Origin of the sequence: Flectobacillus major DSM 103, assembly GCF_000427405.1 — a bacterium.
GTDB classification, from domain to species: domain Bacteria; phylum Bacteroidota; class Bacteroidia; order Cytophagales; family Spirosomataceae; genus Flectobacillus; species Flectobacillus major.
The window spans coordinates 1999213-2016292 of the sequence record NZ_KE386491.1 but is presented as its reverse complement, the minus strand read 5'-3'; the positions used below and the strand labels follow the sequence as shown (position 1 = coordinate 2016292).

The window sequence follows — 17080 nt, the reverse complement described above, 5'->3', positions numbered from 1 at the left end:
TACTTTATTGAACGGATTGAGATTAGAACGAAATTAAATTTTGCTAGACTCAATTATTATTTCGATAGATTTGTCAAATACCTCTAATCGTATATATTTGTTTGTTGGGTAGATGCCCCAACGTTGTTATCGACTGCTAGACGAGTTGTCCTAAACGCATGATTTTTATTATTTATGTTTCCAGAAAAGCAATTGTTATACCAAACCATACAGGCTATTTACCCCTTAGATGAGCCAACTTTTGAGGCTTTTTTTGCCACATTTAAGCCCTATTCTGCCAAAAGAAAACAGCTATTGACTGTAGCGGGGGAGGTCGAAAAACACCTGTATTTTGTTGTGGAGGGGTTACAACGAATGTATTATCTGGATGAACAACAGCGTGAGGCCACCTTGTTGTTTACGTATTCTTCTAATTTTGGCGGAGTCCTCGACTCAATGATGAGCCAACAGCCATCGCGATACTATTACGAAACCCTAACGCCCTCAATATTGTTACGAGCTAGTTTTTCGCAAATAGAATTACTCATCAATACCTACCCCGATATCGAGATTTTATTAAGAAAAGGTCTTACTGGAGCTTTTTCAGGAATTTTGGAAAGATTAGTAGAATTGCAATGTTTTTCTTCGGAAGAAAAATTTCGACAATTGTTAAAGCGTAGTCCTCATATTTTACAGATTGTTCCTCATAAATACTTGGCCAACTATATCGGAATAGATGCCAGTAATTTCAGCAAATTATTGAATAGTATCAAAATATAGCAAAGGCTACTAACAGTTTATGGTAGATTTAATGTTGGTAAATACCAATATTTTTTAAGAATAGATAGCCCAACTTTGTAGCAGCCCAAAACTCGTTTCAAATAATATTACTCAAAATATGGAAGCTATCAATAAAACAGAATTGTTGTCGCAATTAGAAAACTATATAGAGCGTCATTTGCAAGAAGCTATTCAAACCTTTCAGAATTTGTCGGAAGAAATACTACTTCAACCTTCATCTAGTGGCGGTTGGAGCATAGCCCAGTGCCTCGACCACCTGAATTCTTATGGTGTGTATTATTTGCCATTGTTTGAAAAAGGTATTGCCGAGCATCAGGATAGCTCGGTGCCAACCTTTACAAGTTCGTTATTGGGTAATTTGGCCATTCGGTCGATGAACCCTGCTACAGGCAAGAAGAAATTTAAAGCCCAGAAAGGACATATTCCTCCACAAGCTTTGGATGCCCCAAAGGTGGTATCCGAATTTATTAATCAACAAGAACGCCTGCTACTGATAGTACGCAAAGCCCAACACAAAGACCTCGGAAAAATCAAAATCCCAATTTCAATCGCCAAATTTCTGAAATTGAACTTAGGCGATGCTTTACATTTTTTGATTATTCACAACGAACGACATATCCAACAGGCTAATCGGAACTTGAAATAATGAAAGTAACTAGGGAAATAATAAATCCTCCATTCATCAAAAAAAGTACTCCTAGGTGCTTTGAGTCAATATGACATTGGAGTAAAACTAGATGCTTGACGATATAATAACAGGGTTTGACCAATACAGGTCAAACCCTGTTGTGTTAACGTATATATACTATAGTGTATCTTTTATTCAGAACAATAAAAGCTTACTTTTTAAAAAACTCAAATACAAGATCTATCATTCGGTACTTCGAAAATCAAGGAGCGAGATTTCTTAATTGTCTAGTATTTTTTTATTTTCTTAAAATAATGATTATCTTCAAAGTCTACACAGACCAATAACGCAAATGAAAGGACTAAATAAAGTTACACTAATCGGGAATATAGGTAAAGACCCCGAAATACAAATACTTGAAGGCAATATAAAAGTTGCCAAATGCTCTATTGCCACCTCAGAGTCCTTTAAAGATTCTAACGGACAAAACCAACATATTACCGACTGGCACAACGTTGTTTTATGGCGAGGCTTGGCAGAGCTAGCCGAAAAGTATCTACAAAAAGGCAGTTTAGTTTATTTGGAGGGTAAGCTCAAAACCAGAACTTACCAAGACAAAGACGGACAGAAACGCTATTTTACAGAAATAATTGCTGAGAGTTTTTTGATGCTTGATAAAGTAAGTAACGAAGCCCATTAAGGGCTTTATTACTTGATTTTATTGCGTCTATCCAACTATATCATTGTATAACTGCCAAAAATGAAGATTTCTAAGATAATTCATAAAGGTCAATCTCGTATTAAAGTTGATTTCCCTTACAATCAACATTTTACCGCCATTATCAAGCAAATCAAGGATGCTCGCTGGAGTCAAAACCTAAAAGCTTGGCATATTCCTGATGAAAAAAATAGTTTTTATAAGCTAAAAGCCCTTTTCCCTGAAATCAGCTTTGAACAAGAGCAGAAACTACCTAATTCAGACACTAAAATGGTGGAGGGTAAAATTCTGAAAGTCCCTGAAAATAAACAGCTTGAACAAAGTCAAACTGCTATGTCCACTTTAGATAAGACAAAAATTTATGTGGAAGTCATCGGTAGAAAAATCTTGGTTAAAATGCCAAAAAACGACATTGATGTAAAGTTTATCTTGACGCTACGATATAGTAAATGGGAAAAAGAACAGTGTTTTTGGAGCATCCCCAACTACCCGGGAAATCTCGAAATGATAGTTAATTACTTCGGGAATCGACTCCATGACCTAAAAGTACATGAAGAGATAGAAAACCCAATTCCAAATAGTAAAGAGAATGTAACATTTTCTAAAAACGAAGTATTAATTTTTAAAACCAATACCAAACGCTTAAAGGTTATTTTTGGCTATATTCCCGAATTGTCAAAATCTTTAAAATCAATACCTTATCACGTATGGGACGTTAAAAATAAATGGTGGACAGTTCCATATACCGAACAGTTTTTGGAAGAAATTAAGCGACAAATTAAATTACTTAATTTGACACTTCGCTATGAAGAACAAGAACCACAAAACGATAAGGTAAGTCGAATAAACCCTTATGAATTAGCCAATTACCGCTATTGTCCAGAAGAATATTCTATGAAGTTAACGGAATTACGTTACAGTGAAAAAACGATTAAATTATATACAGGTTTATTTGAGGAGTTTATCAATTATTACCCCACTTTCGACATAAAAACGATTGATGAACCCATGATTATCAAGTTTTTGAGATACTTGGTAACCGAACGAAAAATATCCATTACCTATCAAAATCAGTCCATTAATGCCATTAAGTTCTACTACGAAAAGGTACTGGGTGGACAACGAAAGTTCTATTTCATCGACCGTCCCAAAAAAGAAAAAGCATTGCCATCGGTCTTGAGTACTGAAGAGGTAAAAGCTATTTTGAATGCCACCGAAAATATCAAACACAAAGCCATTTTAATGACCATTTATTCAGCAGGATTACGAATTAGCGAAGCTATAAGTCTAAAAATCAAAGATATAGATTCTGAAAGAATGCAAATTAGAATTGAACAAGCAAAGGGTAAAAGAGATAGATACACCCTTTTATCTGAGAAAAACCTTCAAGTTTTACGATCCTATTTCAAAGAATATCGTCCGCAGATTTGGCTTTTTGAGGGTCTAAAACTCGGAGAACAATATTCTACAAGGAGTATTCAAAATATTTTTCATGCCTCCGTACAAAAGGCAGGCATTATCAAAGACGTAAGTGTACATACGTTACGACATAGTTTTGCAACGCATTTACTTGAAAATGGGACTGATATACGGTATATACAAAGTCTTTTAGGGCATTCCAGTTCAAAGACCACAGAGATTTATACCCACATTACTACCAAAGGTTTTGAGCAGATAAAAAGTCCTTTAGATAAATTGGACATTTAGAAAAAAACACGTAGTTTTAGAAATAAATCTGCACCAAACAAAAATCAAAAACAGGTTCAGATACATGGCATATAACCGCCATAAACTATAAAAAACGAAGCGTATGGCGGTTATACGCTCGTTATGTGCAAGCTAATACCAACACTCAACAAAGATGAGCAAAACAGAATTTAGTCTCGGCAGCATTGAAACATTAGAAGACTTTTATAAAGAGTATGATAAAAAAGCAATAGAACTCAAAAAAAGTTATGACCTTTTAGAGCCACTATTACAATTTAAAAAGAAATCGACAGACGAAGAAGTTATTCAAAAACTACAATGGGAAATAGAAGCCTCATTATTTGAATTTCGAGGAAGTAGACTTTTTTCCTTTTCGTCAAGTAATGGAAATACAATTGGAGAAATACAAGAATATCCCGACTTAAATGAATATCAAAAAGTTGCTTTTAACTTCCTTGCAAATAGGGCTATGTCTTCACAATCTGCATATTTAAGAGCAAAATATAATTTCTTACTTTGGCATAGCATTGTCAAAAAGACTAACGTTTATGCCAAGAATGCAAGCGAAAACTATATTGAGGCAATAAATGAATGTCTTATCAAAACGAAAAATGAAGAAGACTACTCATATTTAATTGGAAGAATAGTGGAGAATCTACTTTCTATTGTGTCTGAAAGCAAGCAAAACATTTCTGAATCAAAATTATTAATCGAAACATTGCTAAAATCTGATACTTTAAACTTTTGGGCTAAACACGGAATTATTGATGATATGTTGAAATATCCAAAATTGTTTAAAGCCCAAGACTTTACTCTTGCAATTCCAATATTTAATGAGCGGATAAAAATTTCAACAAATAAATTAGACGATTTTAGCCTTATAAATTACCATTTACCAACTGCAATTAAAGTAGCGGAAAAAACCAAAACTGACATTAAGATTTGGTATGAAGAAGTTGGAAAAGCAAATTTGCGACTTGCAGAACAAGAAACTGAAGACAATAGGAATTGGATAAAATTAGATTATTATAGAGCAGCAATTGATGCATATAGAATAAGTGGAAACAAAGCGAGAAAGGAACAAATCGAGCAATCATATTTTGAATTAAAACCCAATGTTAAACTTGACACATTTCGAATTGATTTTGATGAAGAAACAATCAAAAAACTTAAAGAAAGTCAAAATGAAATTAAAGAGTTCGCTTTATCATTATTGAAAGTTCCTCCAGAAATAATTTTTGTAAACTTTGCTAATGGAAAATACTATCCCAAAATTGAGGATGTGCGAAAAGCATCAAAAGAAAACAAGGCAGATTTTCTCGATTTTGCAGTTACTCTTCAATTCGACAACAATAAAAATATTTCTAGAAAATTTGCTAAAGATGAAGAAAAAAGCAAATTATTAGAAACCTATGGAATGAGAATTAAAGAAACATTTCTTCCATTTATGCATTATTTTTTTGTTTATGGGATTAAGTCAGGACACCTAACAACAAAAACTCTTTTGAACTACTTTATTAATTATACGTGGATTGGCAAACCACATACTAAAATTGACTTGGGAGGAAAATTAGAAACAAGTAATTGGATTTTTCAAATTGCACCTTCAATTAATGAGTTTTTTACACAAGTTTTAGCTTGGGGAGAAAGTAAATATTATTCACCAAATTTTATCTTGTGCATTGACAGTTTAACTTTAAAGATAGAAGGTCTATTTAGAAACTTTAGTGAACGACTTAATGTATCAACAAGCAAAGGGAAAAGAAATGGAGTTCAAGAAGCTTTGGCTCACGACATAATGAACAACGAAACAATAAGAAAGTATTTCAACGAAGAAGATATTCTTTTATTTGACTACGTTTTTTCAAATGAAGGTGGGTTAAATCTAAGAAACAATATTGCTCATAGTTTTTATAGCGAAAACGAATACCATCCTGACAAAATGCTATTATTACTTGCTGTGCTTTTTAGACTTGGAAAATACAATATTGAAGAACGAAGATAGCCTGCACATAACAGGGGTTTTGCAAAAGCTGGGCTTCAGTGCTAAATTGAACATTTGGAATTTTAATGAACATTGTACTAAATTTGAACATTCGTACTTCTAATCCCAGCCTTCGCAAAGCCCCGAAACGTTGGCAGCCATATTAAGAAGACACCAAAAACGATGGACAACCAGTTAGACAACATAAAGAACAAACTTGAATTGTTACGACAATTGGACATTAATTTGGAGGTTTTTGGTTCTGAAAAACACAAGTACATTCTTAACCCAACTGTGCCGACAGACATAGTAAAACAGTTTGAAGCAAAACATAAAATTACTTTACCAAGAGAATATGTCTCATTTTTTACAACTCTTGGAAATGGCGGAGCAGGACCTTTTTACGGACTTGAACCTTTTGAAAATGCTATTTTTGACGACTTAGACTTTAAACGTGAGGACGGTTTGTTAAATCCCAGTAAACCTTTTTTACATACGGACGCTTGGAATATGGAATTTGAGCCAACGGTAAGTGAAGACGAAAATGAAGAAGAGTACGACAGACAATATGAAAAATTTACGGACTTGTACTTTGATAGCGAACATACAAATGGAGTTCTTGCAATTTGTAATTATGGCTGTGGCATAACATTAAATTTAGTAGTAAATGGACAAGAATATGGTAACATTTGGACAGATGATAGAGGAAATGATGGAGGAATTTACCCAACAATTCAACTTGGAGAAAAAGCAAAAATAAGCTTTTTAGATTGGTACGAGTTGTGGTTGGATAACTCAATTTCAGAAATTAAATCGAGACTAAATAGTAATACAAAACAAAATATAGAAACAAATAAACCTTGGTGGAAAATTTGGTAGAAAGAACAAAATACGGCTGCCAACATCATTTTGGCAAGAGTACGGCAAACGGAAGTAATTCAACTTTTAGAATACTATTTAGCACGTATAAGTAAATGAATATCAGTATTTCAAACCCCGTACCCTCGCCAATATGTGTACGTTAGCTGCAACATTATGAAGACCACATTTCACATATTACCTTTAGTTTTGACAACTTTATTTTTTAGTTGCAACGGACAGACAACTCCTAAAAAATCAAAATTAGATGGACAAGACACATCAACTGAGACCAAGACAACATACAAGAAGAATAACCCAATTGACTTTGTAAAAAACTACAATGGAGAAAATAATAAGCTCTTTGCATTTGTAGGACAAAAAATTTCAGTTGACGTTTTGCCACACAGAGATGGTTCAATGGACGGTGGTTTTAAAGCAAAATATAAAATACTTCAAGAAGTATTTGGCAACTTTTCACTTGACACAATTGAATTTGTGGCATATGACCACTATGGAGTTCCGCCATTCTCAAAGTTTGACAACGTCTTATTATTTGTATCCTCAGACAGTGGGACATACTTTCATCAAAAATATATGTATAACGACGTATATTTAACAAAAGACGGTAGATGGGCAGGCTGTTATGTACAACAAGATTACGAACACGATAACAACAAAAAGACAAGCGTAAAACCTATAATCATAGATTTTGAAAAGGAAGTTTCATATCCAACAAAAATAATTAGGTCAGACAGTCAAGTTATTACAGTCAGTTACCCTAAAAAATATTTTAAGACAATTGGTGACAAGGCTATTGCGGTTTATGGTAACTATGTTGAAGACTTATTTATCTTAAAACGAGACGGATATTTAACGGCGAGAGAAATTTTCAAAGATGGCAAACTACAATGACAATAAATGCAGCAGCTAACAAGCAGTTTGGCAAAAGCACGGCAGAAGTGCTAAATTCAGCTTTGGGAATTCTAATGAAATTTTGTACTAAATTTGAACAGACGTTTTCCAAAGTCGTGCCTTCGCCAAGCTGCCGAACGTTAGGTGCAATTTTACCGAACCGCAGACCGACAATAAACATCAACGAAAAATTTGTACATTTGCGACAATTTTAAAATATAATCAAGACAGAAGAATGGCAGAAAAGAAAAAGGTTACAGCAAATGAAATTTATGATTTGTTACTTAACGAATTTAAAATAAAAGAACAAATTGGAAGCGTTGAAATCATACTTGGCGGAATTTCTGCAAAATACAACGGCAAAGACGCAATTGGCGACTTATTACAAGAGTGGCTCGGACAATGGTTAAAGCAAAAGAATTTCTATTTTAGACAACATCCAAACACACAAGAATTTCCAGATTTTTTACTTGCAGAAGACAACAAAAGTGGATATTTAGAGATTAAAACTTTCAACGCAAGTGCCACACCTGCTTTTGATATTGCAAACTTCGATTCTTATAACAAATCTTTGCTTATCAAACCTGAAAGACTTGATGCTGATTATTTGATTTTTGGTTATAAAATGGTTGATTCTGTTTTGAGTGTGGACAATTTATGGCTTATGAAAGTCTGGGAAATGGCAGGTAATTCGGGAGCAAATCCTGTAAATATGCAAACCAAAAATGGTCAACCTTACAATTTAAGACCAATAAAATGGTATGCTAAAACTGCTAAAAATAAACCTTTTGCAGACAAAGTAACTTTTTTAAATGCAATTGCCGAAACACTTGAAAAATATTCACACAGCACAGGAAGTTACAGCGAAAATTGGTTAGAAAACGTAAAGAAAAAATATTTTGAAAACACAGGAATTAAACTCTAATTCCTGCGTTTTCAGTTTCTAACATTTCATATTCTGAAACTTCCAAAGCATCTAAAATTCTTTCTGCAACTGCTTTGATAACAGGAACGACAACAGTATTTCCCAACAAATCAAATGCTAAACTTTCTTTGACAGGAATCTCGTAATTTTCGGGATAACCAAAAATTCTTAAACCTTCTCTTATGGTTAGTTTTCTTATTCCTTTGCCATCGGGAACAACAATTTTAACCATATCAGTTGCAACCAATGTCGGTGCTATTTCAAAAGGATTTAAGATTTTATTTATTTCAAAACTCAATTTTCCAGTTACAATATTGTAGCCTTTTGGTTTTGTTTCATCATATACACGAGAAGTAATTACACCGTTCTCTGTATTTTCAGAGACTAATTTTTTTGGATGTTCGAATTTTATATAACCTTTTTCAACCAAATCATCTAAAAGTGATTTTACATCAACATTTTCAAACAAATTATTCGCAGGAAAAAATGACTGAATTTGACTTAAAGTTAAAGGCATTCCATCCATCCAATCAATACCAATTTCACTTGCCCATTGCTTTTTCCTACGTTCTTTAAAAAGCCTATTTAGTAAATTTATTTGGTCTTTTGAACATTCGCCTTTTATACCAATATCCCAACTATGAATATTATTTTCGCCTCCACGTTTGTCCTTTATTGACTTTCCATAAAGTTCCTCAACCGTAAAATGTGAAAGTAATTTTTTAGTAAAATCAGTATTCATTGTTGGTTTACCACTTTCTAAAATATCTTTCAAAACTTTATAAGTTGGCTCAAAATTATCTAATGACACTTTTTCAGTTTTTGTACCGACTATAAAAACTCTTTTTCTTGACTGTGGAACGCCAAAATTAACGCTATCTAAAACTTTCCAAGACACTTGATAATCTAACTCATTTTCAAGTTTATGCAAAATAGTTTTTAAGGTTCTGCCTATTTCATCGTGTTTGTTTTCTAAATCGTGTTTTACCAAACCTTCAACATTTTCAAGGATAAATCCTTTTGGTTGGTGGTGTTTAATAATTCGTTCTATTTCAAAAAACAAAGTTCCTCTTGTATCGGCAAAACCATTGCGTTTTCCACTTGCACTAAACGGCTGACAAGGAAAACCACCGAACAAAAAATCAAATGGCGGAATATCCTCATTTTTAACTTGAAAAATATCGCCTACAAAATTTTCGTGATGATGATTATGTTTTAACGTTTGTATCGCATAAGGTTTAATTTCAGAAGTTAAAACACATTCTGTTTCAATTCCTCTATCTTGACAAGCTTGTTCAAAACCAAGACGAATACCTCCAAGACCAGCGAATAAATCTATAAATTTTAATTTAGTTGTCATCTTTCACAGTTTTATATTCATCATTAGGTTCAGCAACCATCAAAACAGACGGTTCCGAAATCATAAAAGTAGAGCGGTATTCTTCAATTTCAATTTTTGTACAACCTATGACATACAGACATTGCATAAAAAAAGAAGCACTAAAAGTACCACGACTAATTTTACTATCAACGCTTGATTTCGTTTCAGTACAACCGTTTTCGTTTAACAAATTGGTTAAATCTTCGGTGGACAAACCACGTTTTACTAACTCTGATTTGAGTATTCGTTTGACTTTATTATTCCATTCAGACATAACTTGAATTTATTTTATTTTGCAAATATGAGAATAATAATTCAAATACGCAAAAATAAATGCAAAAATGAAAAAAAAACTGCACCTAACAGCAGTTTGGCAAAATGGCGGGTTCAGTGCTAAATTGAACATTTGGAATTCTATTGAACATTGTGCAAATTTTGTACATTTGTGCTTCGATTTCCGCCACTTCGCCAAGCTGCAAACCGTTGGTGGCTACCGCAAAAATCACGCTTTACGGACTTTTACTCAATATATTTTCTCTTTTTGATAAATTCTTAATAACAAATTACTAATAATGAAATACAAATTTGCTTTTTTTGATGGTGATAATGTTGGTAGTACTATCGAAATATTACTTTTGGAAAATAAAGTTTTGGATGCTAAAAATCTTTCTGAAAATATTAATAAAGCTATAAATGAAATAAAACAATTTTTAGAAGATAAAGGTGAAGTTTTAATTGCGGGGGGGGATGATATTTTAGTAAAGCTGCATGATGATGATAAGTTTATTGAGGTTCTTAATTCAATAGGTGAAATATTTTTTGGGAAAACGGGATTAACTATAAGTGGTGGAGTTGGTGATGATATAAAAACTGCAATTTATGAACTAAGTATTGCAAAATTATATGGTAAGAATCAAATAAAATTTTCTAAATAAATGGACAAGAATAATTTATACGTATTTGTAACTTCCAATTCGCCTGACGTTTATATTAATGCAATCCTTCATTGTAAGACGAATTTTAAATTAGAACGAGAAATATATTTCATTGGTATATTTGAAGATAATGGCAAAAGAGAAGATGCTGAAAAATATCTTGATGACGTTAAAGGAGAAATAATTTCTCAAATTAGAAATCTATCACGAGGAGAATATTTTTCATCAAAGGATAAAAGTTTGAAGAAAATTGAGATTCCAGAACATCATCAACGAAAATATGCATCACTTTTAGACTTTAAATTTGTTTACAGGGCAGTTTTATATAAAAACTTAGAAAATGAATTGAAACAAATAATAACAAAACAGAGTATTTTTGATGTAACAGGCTTCCAAAAAGATTATTTAATTGATGTTTATACTCTTTCTTTTTTTCTCAATAATTCAAGTTTATTTTACTTTAAGATAAAAAAATTAAAACATAGAACTTATGATGACAAAGAATTAATACACAACTTACAAGTTAATACTGAGTACGAGTATGAAAATATTTCTAAAAGTGCTGTAACGGTTGGAACATCAGTATTCAAAAATGAAGTATTCGAAATCGAAAATAAGAAAGACTTACAAATTATTTCTATTATAGAAGGGTGGGCAAGTTCCCATGCAAACATAATCACCAATATTGTAAGAACAATAATTATAATACCATTAGTGGCTTTTGTATTATTGTTTTTAAAGAACTTGAATAGTTGGAACGAAATAGAACCTTGGACTTTTTTATTACTTGCACCAGCTATTTGGATACTCAATTTAATATTTCAAATATTTTCAGGTAAAAACATGGAAGAAGCACTCAAAATAGACAACTTATATGATTGGCTAAAAACAAATAAATTGAAAAAGATAAAAAACGATATAGAAAAGTCTTAAAATTTTCAGAACCAACCTTTATCGTCTTTAGATACATCGTTTGACAAACAAAAAGCGGCAGCCACCAACATGGGTTTGTGTCAAGTGGGGCTGACGAAAGTAATTTAACATTAGGAATTTTATTGTACTTTTGTTTCGGCTGACGGAAACCTATTTAACTTTTGTAAATGACTCAACATCAGTAATTTATATCGGCAGAAGGTCGGGCAGACGAGTTCCAAATCCCCCACCTGACCACAAGCCCTGTTCGTTAGCAGTAATAATACAAAACTGACACCGAAATGAACTTTTCAGCAGAAGAAATATACTCAATGTATGGACAATACGACACTTTTGTAACACTTGAATTTCAATATAATTCAGATGAATATAATCGTTTCGGAAATAGACTAATGGGAGTGTTTTTATACACTCTTGAAGAGAGAAAGCAATATGAAGAAATCTTAGAAAGCGAACAAATCCCAAGAACCGATACAAAAATAAAATTTAGTCCTTCATCAATCGAAAAATTAAATGCTGAAAACATTGAACTACTTGACAGATATGGAATTCAAGCAAGTACAATAAATGTAATATCTTCTTTTAATGGACCAAGAAAAAATAGATTTGCAGAAAAAGGAACAAAAGAAATTCCAAACCAAATTACAATCCAAGCACCGAAAATTGATGGTTGGCAAGAATTAAATAGATTAAGGTTTGGTTTTTTAAATTCTATTTATAAATCTAAAAAACCTTTCACTCCTAATCAAGAGATAGAATATTGGGGTTTAAGAACCCATCTTGGATTAGGATTAGATTTAGAAGACTTTTCAAATATTAAGAACCGAGATGCAGAATTTTTGAAAAAAGTTAGACTTGTAGAATTAGACTGTAAGTTTCAAGAATTAAGTATCGAAGAAGAACAAATTCAAGAATTTGCCAAACTAAAAGTCGAGAATATATTTTATAAGAAAGACATAGTCGATAATGAAATTAAGAAATCTGGAGATAACATTAATTTAGTAACTGAAAATTTTAAAACTCAAATTGAGGAATTAAGAAAATGTTGTTATTCATTCGAAGAAGATATAATTGGGTTTGGTAAAATTCCAATTTATCTTTCTTTCGAGAGATTTGTTCATATCTACGCAAGACACGTTGCTGAAACTCAAATCGGAGAAAGATTTTCAGGAGAAAAGACTGTTTTTCAATATAAATTTGACGATATTAAATATTTGTTGAAAATGGTTGTTGAAACAGTTAGCGATGAAATTCAAAGTCATTTTGAACAAAATCCAGAATTGCCATTTAGACGGATAGGTAAAAGAGCGGTTTATATAGACGGACACTATTATCGACTTGTAATTGAACCAAACGGAAGTATTCAAGATTTCCATCCTTATAACATAAACGAAGAATAAAAAACTATAAATATGAATTTACAAGAAGAAATGGACAAACTTTACAACGAAACTCAAAACATATTAGCTAATGGAATTTCTACTCTGATTAGAAGTATAAATGACAGTGAGAAAATAGTTGAATTTCTAAAAAATATGAAAGACCAACCAACAATTGATACACTAAAGAGAATAAACAAGATAGCGATTGAAAAAGAAGATTATGAAACTTGTGAAGCACTCAAGAAATACTCTAAAGAAAAAGAAATAGAATTGTAAAATAAAAAAATATGTCAAGAAAAGCAATTGTAATAGCAAACCATAAAACAAAAACTGCAACGTTAAACTTTGTTGATGAAGAAAACAATCAAGTTGCAACAGACCATAAGAATCAACCGTTAATAGGAATGACATTTCCATATTCAAATATTGAAGAATATGATTTTATGTTTGAAAGTTTAGGGAAAATCGATGACGAAAATGAAAAATTTGAGTTTAAAATATCTGTATCTTAAAAAATTACTACAGCTAACAGCAGTTTGGCAAAATGACGGGTTCAGTGCTAAATTGAACATTCGGAATTCTAATAAACTATAGTGCTAAATTGAAAGTAAGTGCTTCTAAATCCGCCACTTCGTCAAGCTGCGAAACGTTAGTGGCAATAATCTAAAAACCAAGCAAATGAAATTAAAAATTATCCTGTTTGTATTTGTTTTCTTCACAGGAAAAATATGGGGGCAAGAAAAGAATCGAATTGATTATATTTTCAAACTTAAGATTGAACAATCGCTAATTTCCAGAGGAGATAATTTCCCCGATTTTCGGGTAAAAAAAGATAGTCTCGACAAATTTCTTTTTGCCCTTCATAAAGGATATTCCGTTACAGATTTTCAAAAATATACAAATTTTAGTAGCGGCAAAATATCGAATTTAATATCTCTTTTACAAAACAAGAATTGGCTTCACAAAATTAACGATGAATACAAACCTACTGTATTTATTGCAGATGCAAACGATGGAAAATTGTTGTACCATTACGCAAAACCTCTTTCATCAAAGATTGTCAAAGCCATAAACAAACGATTGCCGGTAATCAAATCTGAATTTCAAAAGACTGAACTCTCTCAAAAGAAAGATTTTCTTCATTGGTCTTTCCTTATTTTAAGTGACGTTCTGTTGGACTCGTGGCAGATTGATAATGTTGAAAAACATTTTCTTAAACAGGAAGACAGACCGTTGAGAAACGGAAAACATTACTACTATAAAATTGATGAAAATACAAATTCCGAAATTGAATCGTTCGGAATATATGGAAATCAGTCGCAACAAGTTGGCGACAACAAGTATATCAATATCTATGGTAACAACAGATTGAATTTAAAAGCTACTTCTTCCCAAAATATTGTATCCAAAGAGGACAATGAAATTTTCAAAAAAGTGGCGGAAAACTTTCTTCCTGACTTGTTGAATATTCTCGAAAAAGAAAAGCCTTACTGTAAAAAAATGTATAAAAAACTGGGCTACGATAAAGAAATTTCTTTTGAAGAATTTTTTATCTGGTGGTATCATTTTATTTACACTCAAACAACCAACGAAATGCATAAAGCGAAAATACTTCAAATTCCTACAAGCGGAAATTTTGATTACATAATAGAAGAATAATTATTACTGCCACTAACAAGGGTTTTGCGTCAGGCGGGCTGAAGTACAAAATCCAACGGCAGTTTTTCAATTGAACTTTAGTAATAATATCGGCTTTTGTGCTTCGATTTCCCGCCCGAACGCAAAGCCCCGAAACGTTGGTGGCAATTTTAGGAAACGACACTGCAAAACAAGAATGATAAATTTTGACAACATAAAAACTTACTCAACTGACTTTCCAAAGACTTGTAGTTTTTTGTGGTCGCCAGAAGAAGCAAGTGAAATTCCTCAGGAACATAAAGACCAAATCTTTTTTCTAAATGATGAAGCAAGCAAGTTTGTAAGAAATTATATTGACAGTTCAAAAATGGTTACAGGTCCGTTATGGAAACCATTTAATGAAAGATATTTTAAGACTGTCGAAGAATTTGAAGTAACAGAAAATTGTGAAAACGAAATTAAAAAATGGCTTTACTCAAAATCTATTCCGTTTGACAAATATGTTTTTATTGACAGTGAAAGAAGTGGACAATCTGTAACGTTAACTTGGAAGATGGTAATTAAATATTGGGAAGGACTTTTCTTTGCTGACGACTTAATAATATTTGATGAGACGCTAAATTGGGGACTTTTTTATTTTCACGAAGACAGACTTTATTTTGGGACAGACAAAATCTACGACAAAGAGTTTGAGTATGAAAAGACAAAAGAACTTAACGAGTTGAAAGAGAAGTTTTTTAATAAAGACAATTTGAACTTTAGCAATGAAGACAAGAAAAAAACAATTAGAGACTTTAAAGAGAAATATAACACAAATAGAATTGAATAAAAACTACCGCTAATATCGGTTTGGCAATATGGCGGCTGAAGTGCTTCTATGAAACATTTGTGCTGGGTTCAACATTAGTAATTCTATTGAACTTTTGTGCTAAAATCCGCCACATCGCCAAGCCGAGAACCGTTATGTGAGATTTTAAAAACCAACTACATCAAATGATAAATATTTTCAAAAAAAATAAATCTAACATTCTAGAAGAATGGAATTCAAAAGGAGAGCATTATGCTAAAGAAATCAACGAAATGGTTGAATTTGGCGAAAAAAATGGCTGGGAAAATTGGAAAGGAAAAGAACCCGAAGATAAAAGAGACCATTTAGCTGAAGAAGTAATTCGTCAATTAAAACAAGCCAATGTCGAAAAAAGAGTTGAACGTTTTAGAAATGATTTTCCTCCATCACACTCACCAATTATTTCCTTCTTGGAAAAACAGTCCCAAAGTATTGAACAACTTCACTTTATTAATGACCAAAAAATAGTTTTCCTAACAGGTACTGCATATCAAAAAAGACAAGCATACCTACTAAGTAATGACCAGACATTAGAACTTGATAAGAATATTAATGCTATTGGAAAATCTATGCAGAATAACATTTTTGCTATAGCCACTGAAAGCAAAATATCCACTTTTAAAGGCTGGGAGGGAGAACTTATTAATGAATTTACACTACATGAAACTGCTAATCTTGGAATTACGGAACTCATTCCATTCAATGACGGACATAAACTCCTTACAGTAACATCTGAAGGAATTTACTTGGTGTCTAAAAATGAAGAAAAACTTATTCATCCGTTAAATGAAGAAAACGAAGAAGATTGGTCCTCAAATATAGATATGGAAAATGCAACATTATCCAATGACAATAAATACATAGTTGTTGGTGACCAATGTTACGACCATAGAATTTTAGACTCCGATGGTAACACTTTAGGTAGTATTGGACCACAATCATCCTATCCTCATTTTTGTTTATTCTCAAAAGATGATAGTCAGCTAATATCCAATTCTTGCCATTTCTACAACGGTGTGACTATTGGAATTAATTCTGACAGATTTATTGGAGTTAAAATTGAAGCATATACAGAAAGTGACGATTATAAAATAATTGATGAAGAAATGAGAGTTTATGTTGGTTTGGCTACAAGAAATTATTATATACTTGGAGATGCATATGGCAACATTAAAGCAATAGATAAAAACGGGAAGGAAATTTGGAGACATTTTTTAGGTTCAACTATAAGTGGAATGACGATTTCTGATGACGAACAAAGTTTGTGGGTAGGTTCTTCAAGTGGCATTTTGCATAAACTAATATTAGGAAAAGGACACAGGGACAAGCATACAATAGGAAATGGAAATCATTATGGAGAATTCAGACTATTAATTTGGAAAAATGAATCTCAAATATGGAAGTGGTAATAAAAACCTCACATAACACGGGTTTTGCGTCAGGCGGGCT

Annotated in this window: 19 protein-coding genes; 17 read left to right on the top strand and 2 right to left on the bottom strand. The window is 32.3% G+C overall.

Translation table 11 applies throughout. The features are described 5' to 3' along the window. The first annotated feature begins 174 nt into the window (after positions 1-174). The 8 genes from FLEMA_RS0110395 to FLEMA_RS0110355 all read left to right on the top strand — a co-directional run bounded on the left by FLEMA_RS0110395 (position 175) and on the right by FLEMA_RS0110355 (position 8515). The gene (locus FLEMA_RS0110395; protein ID WP_026995418.1) at positions 175-759 is read left to right on the top strand and encodes a Crp/Fnr family transcriptional regulator; all 585 of its coding nucleotides are present in this window, start codon (positions 175-177) and stop codon (positions 757-759) included. Between the two features lie 118 nt (positions 760-877). Next, positions 878-1426: a DinB family protein gene (locus FLEMA_RS0110390; protein WP_026995417.1), complete on the top strand. Its 549-nt coding sequence runs from the start codon at positions 878-880 to the stop codon at positions 1424-1426. 334 nt (positions 1427-1760) lie between these two features. Then, on the top strand, positions 1761-2108 hold the full coding sequence (locus FLEMA_RS0110385) for a single-stranded DNA-binding protein (RefSeq protein WP_026995416.1): 348 nt from the start codon (positions 1761-1763) through the stop codon (positions 2106-2108). Positions 2109-2168: 60 nt separating this feature from the next. Next, positions 2169-3833 (top strand): tyrosine-type recombinase/integrase, encoded by a 1665-nt coding sequence (locus tag FLEMA_RS76570; protein ID WP_229359410.1) that lies wholly within the window; start codon positions 2169-2171, stop codon positions 3831-3833. Between the two features lie 154 nt (positions 3834-3987). After that, on the top strand, positions 3988-5838 hold the full coding sequence (locus FLEMA_RS0110375; protein ID WP_026995414.1) for a DUF4209 domain-containing protein: 1851 nt from the start codon (positions 3988-3990) through the stop codon (positions 5836-5838). A gap of 162 nt (positions 5839-6000) precedes the next feature. Beyond that, entirely contained in the window at positions 6001-6696 is a 696-nt protein-coding gene (locus tag FLEMA_RS68165; RefSeq protein WP_044171216.1) for an SMI1/KNR4 family protein, read from the top strand. 156 nt (positions 6697-6852) lie between these two features. Further along, positions 6853-7590, top strand: coding sequence for a hypothetical protein (locus FLEMA_RS0110365; protein WP_052354058.1), 738 nt, complete (start codon positions 6853-6855; stop codon positions 7588-7590). 235 nt (positions 7591-7825) lie between these two features. Beyond that, complete coding sequence (locus FLEMA_RS0110355; protein ID WP_026995411.1) at positions 7826-8515, top strand: NgoBV family restriction endonuclease; 690 nt, start codon at positions 7826-7828, stop codon at positions 8513-8515. On the opposite strand, the gene dcm is transcribed toward FLEMA_RS0110355, so the two are convergent. Together dcm and FLEMA_RS68160 are read right to left on the bottom strand one after the other, a co-directional pair. Further along, the gene (gene dcm, locus FLEMA_RS0110350) at positions 8505-9875 is read right to left on the bottom strand and encodes a DNA (cytosine-5-)-methyltransferase (protein ID WP_026995410.1); all 1371 of its coding nucleotides are present in this window, start codon (positions 9873-9875) and stop codon (positions 8505-8507) included. The two genes, FLEMA_RS0110355 and dcm, sit on opposite strands and share 11 nt — an antisense overlap. Then, on the bottom strand, positions 9865-10170 hold the full coding sequence (locus tag FLEMA_RS68160) for a DUF6471 domain-containing protein (protein WP_052354057.1): 306 nt from the start codon (positions 10168-10170) through the stop codon (positions 9865-9867). Before FLEMA_RS68160 ends, dcm begins: the two co-directional genes overlap by 11 nt. 67 nt (positions 10171-10237) lie before the next feature. Between FLEMA_RS68160 and FLEMA_RS76795 the strand changes: the two genes are divergently transcribed. The 9 genes from FLEMA_RS76795 (at position 10238) to FLEMA_RS0110300 (ending at position 17040) form a co-directional block, all read left to right on the top strand. Beyond that, positions 10238-10441 carry a hypothetical protein gene (locus tag FLEMA_RS76795; RefSeq protein ID WP_026995409.1) on the top strand — a complete coding sequence of 68 codons (204 nt, stop codon included), beginning with the start codon at positions 10238-10240 and terminating at the stop codon, positions 10439-10441. A 27-nt stretch (positions 10442-10468) separates the two neighbouring features. Further along, a complete protein-coding gene (locus FLEMA_RS0110335) occupies positions 10469-10831 on the top strand; it encodes a mCpol domain-containing protein (RefSeq protein WP_026995408.1) in 363 nt (120 codons plus the stop codon). Then, complete coding sequence (locus FLEMA_RS0110330) at positions 10832-11764, top strand: hypothetical protein (RefSeq protein ID WP_026995407.1); 933 nt, start codon at positions 10832-10834, stop codon at positions 11762-11764. 281 nt (positions 11765-12045) lie between these two features. Continuing rightward, positions 12046-13164 (top strand): hypothetical protein, encoded by a 1119-nt coding sequence (locus tag FLEMA_RS0110325; protein WP_026995406.1) that lies wholly within the window; start codon positions 12046-12048, stop codon positions 13162-13164. 12 nt (positions 13165-13176) lie between these two features. Beyond that, entirely contained in the window at positions 13177-13422 is a 246-nt protein-coding gene (locus FLEMA_RS0110320; RefSeq protein WP_026995405.1) for a hypothetical protein, read from the top strand. 11 nt (positions 13423-13433) lie between these two features. Next, a complete protein-coding gene (locus tag FLEMA_RS0110315; RefSeq protein WP_026995404.1) occupies positions 13434-13658 on the top strand; it encodes a hypothetical protein in 225 nt (74 codons plus the stop codon). Between the two features lie 166 nt (positions 13659-13824). Continuing rightward, a complete protein-coding gene (locus FLEMA_RS0110310; protein WP_026995403.1) occupies positions 13825-14805 on the top strand; it encodes a hypothetical protein in 981 nt (326 codons plus the stop codon). Positions 14806-14980: 175 nt separating this feature from the next. Then, complete coding sequence (locus tag FLEMA_RS0110305) at positions 14981-15613, top strand: hypothetical protein (RefSeq protein ID WP_026995402.1); 633 nt, start codon at positions 14981-14983, stop codon at positions 15611-15613. 164 nt (positions 15614-15777) lie between these two features. Beyond that, a complete protein-coding gene (locus tag FLEMA_RS0110300) occupies positions 15778-17040 on the top strand; it encodes a hypothetical protein (protein WP_044171212.1) in 1263 nt (420 codons plus the stop codon). The last annotated feature ends 40 nt before the right edge of the window (positions 17041-17080 follow it).

Bases quoted from the DNA above. Each gene is read 5' to 3' on its own strand.
- FLEMA_RS0110395 (WP_026995418.1), top strand. From the start codon at position 175: ATGTTTCCAGAAAAGCAATTGTTATACCAAACCATACAGGCTATTTAC.
- FLEMA_RS0110390 (WP_026995417.1), top strand. From the start codon at position 878: ATGGAAGCTATCAATAAAACAGAATTGTTGTCGCAATTAGAAAACTAT.
- FLEMA_RS0110385 (WP_026995416.1), top strand. From the start codon at position 1,761: ATGAAAGGACTAAATAAAGTTACACTAATCGGGAATATAGGTAAAGAC.
- FLEMA_RS76570 (WP_229359410.1), top strand. From the start codon at position 2,169: ATGAAGATTTCTAAGATAATTCATAAAGGTCAATCTCGTATTAAAGTT.
- FLEMA_RS0110375 (WP_026995414.1), top strand. From the start codon at position 3,988: ATGAGCAAAACAGAATTTAGTCTCGGCAGCATTGAAACATTAGAAGAC.
- FLEMA_RS68165 (WP_044171216.1), top strand. From the start codon at position 6,001: ATGGACAACCAGTTAGACAACATAAAGAACAAACTTGAATTGTTACGA.
- FLEMA_RS0110365 (WP_052354058.1), top strand. From the start codon at position 6,853: ATGAAGACCACATTTCACATATTACCTTTAGTTTTGACAACTTTATTT.
- FLEMA_RS0110355 (WP_026995411.1), top strand. From the start codon at position 7,826: ATGGCAGAAAAGAAAAAGGTTACAGCAAATGAAATTTATGATTTGTTA.
- dcm (WP_026995410.1), bottom strand. From the start codon at position 9,875: ATGACAACTAAATTAAAATTTATAGATTTATTCGCTGGTCTTGGAGGT.
- FLEMA_RS68160 (WP_052354057.1), bottom strand. From the start codon at position 10,170: ATGTCTGAATGGAATAATAAAGTCAAACGAATACTCAAATCAGAGTTA.
- FLEMA_RS76795 (WP_026995409.1), top strand. From the start codon at position 10,238: ATGAAAAAAAAACTGCACCTAACAGCAGTTTGGCAAAATGGCGGGTTC.
- FLEMA_RS0110335 (WP_026995408.1), top strand. From the start codon at position 10,469: ATGAAATACAAATTTGCTTTTTTTGATGGTGATAATGTTGGTAGTACT.
- FLEMA_RS0110330 (WP_026995407.1), top strand. From the start codon at position 10,832: ATGGACAAGAATAATTTATACGTATTTGTAACTTCCAATTCGCCTGAC.
- FLEMA_RS0110325 (WP_026995406.1), top strand. From the start codon at position 12,046: ATGAACTTTTCAGCAGAAGAAATATACTCAATGTATGGACAATACGAC.
- FLEMA_RS0110320 (WP_026995405.1), top strand. From the start codon at position 13,177: ATGAATTTACAAGAAGAAATGGACAAACTTTACAACGAAACTCAAAAC.
- FLEMA_RS0110315 (WP_026995404.1), top strand. From the start codon at position 13,434: ATGTCAAGAAAAGCAATTGTAATAGCAAACCATAAAACAAAAACTGCA.
- FLEMA_RS0110310 (WP_026995403.1), top strand. From the start codon at position 13,825: ATGAAATTAAAAATTATCCTGTTTGTATTTGTTTTCTTCACAGGAAAA.
- FLEMA_RS0110305 (WP_026995402.1), top strand. From the start codon at position 14,981: ATGATAAATTTTGACAACATAAAAACTTACTCAACTGACTTTCCAAAG.
- FLEMA_RS0110300 (WP_044171212.1), top strand. From the start codon at position 15,778: ATGATAAATATTTTCAAAAAAAATAAATCTAACATTCTAGAAGAATGG.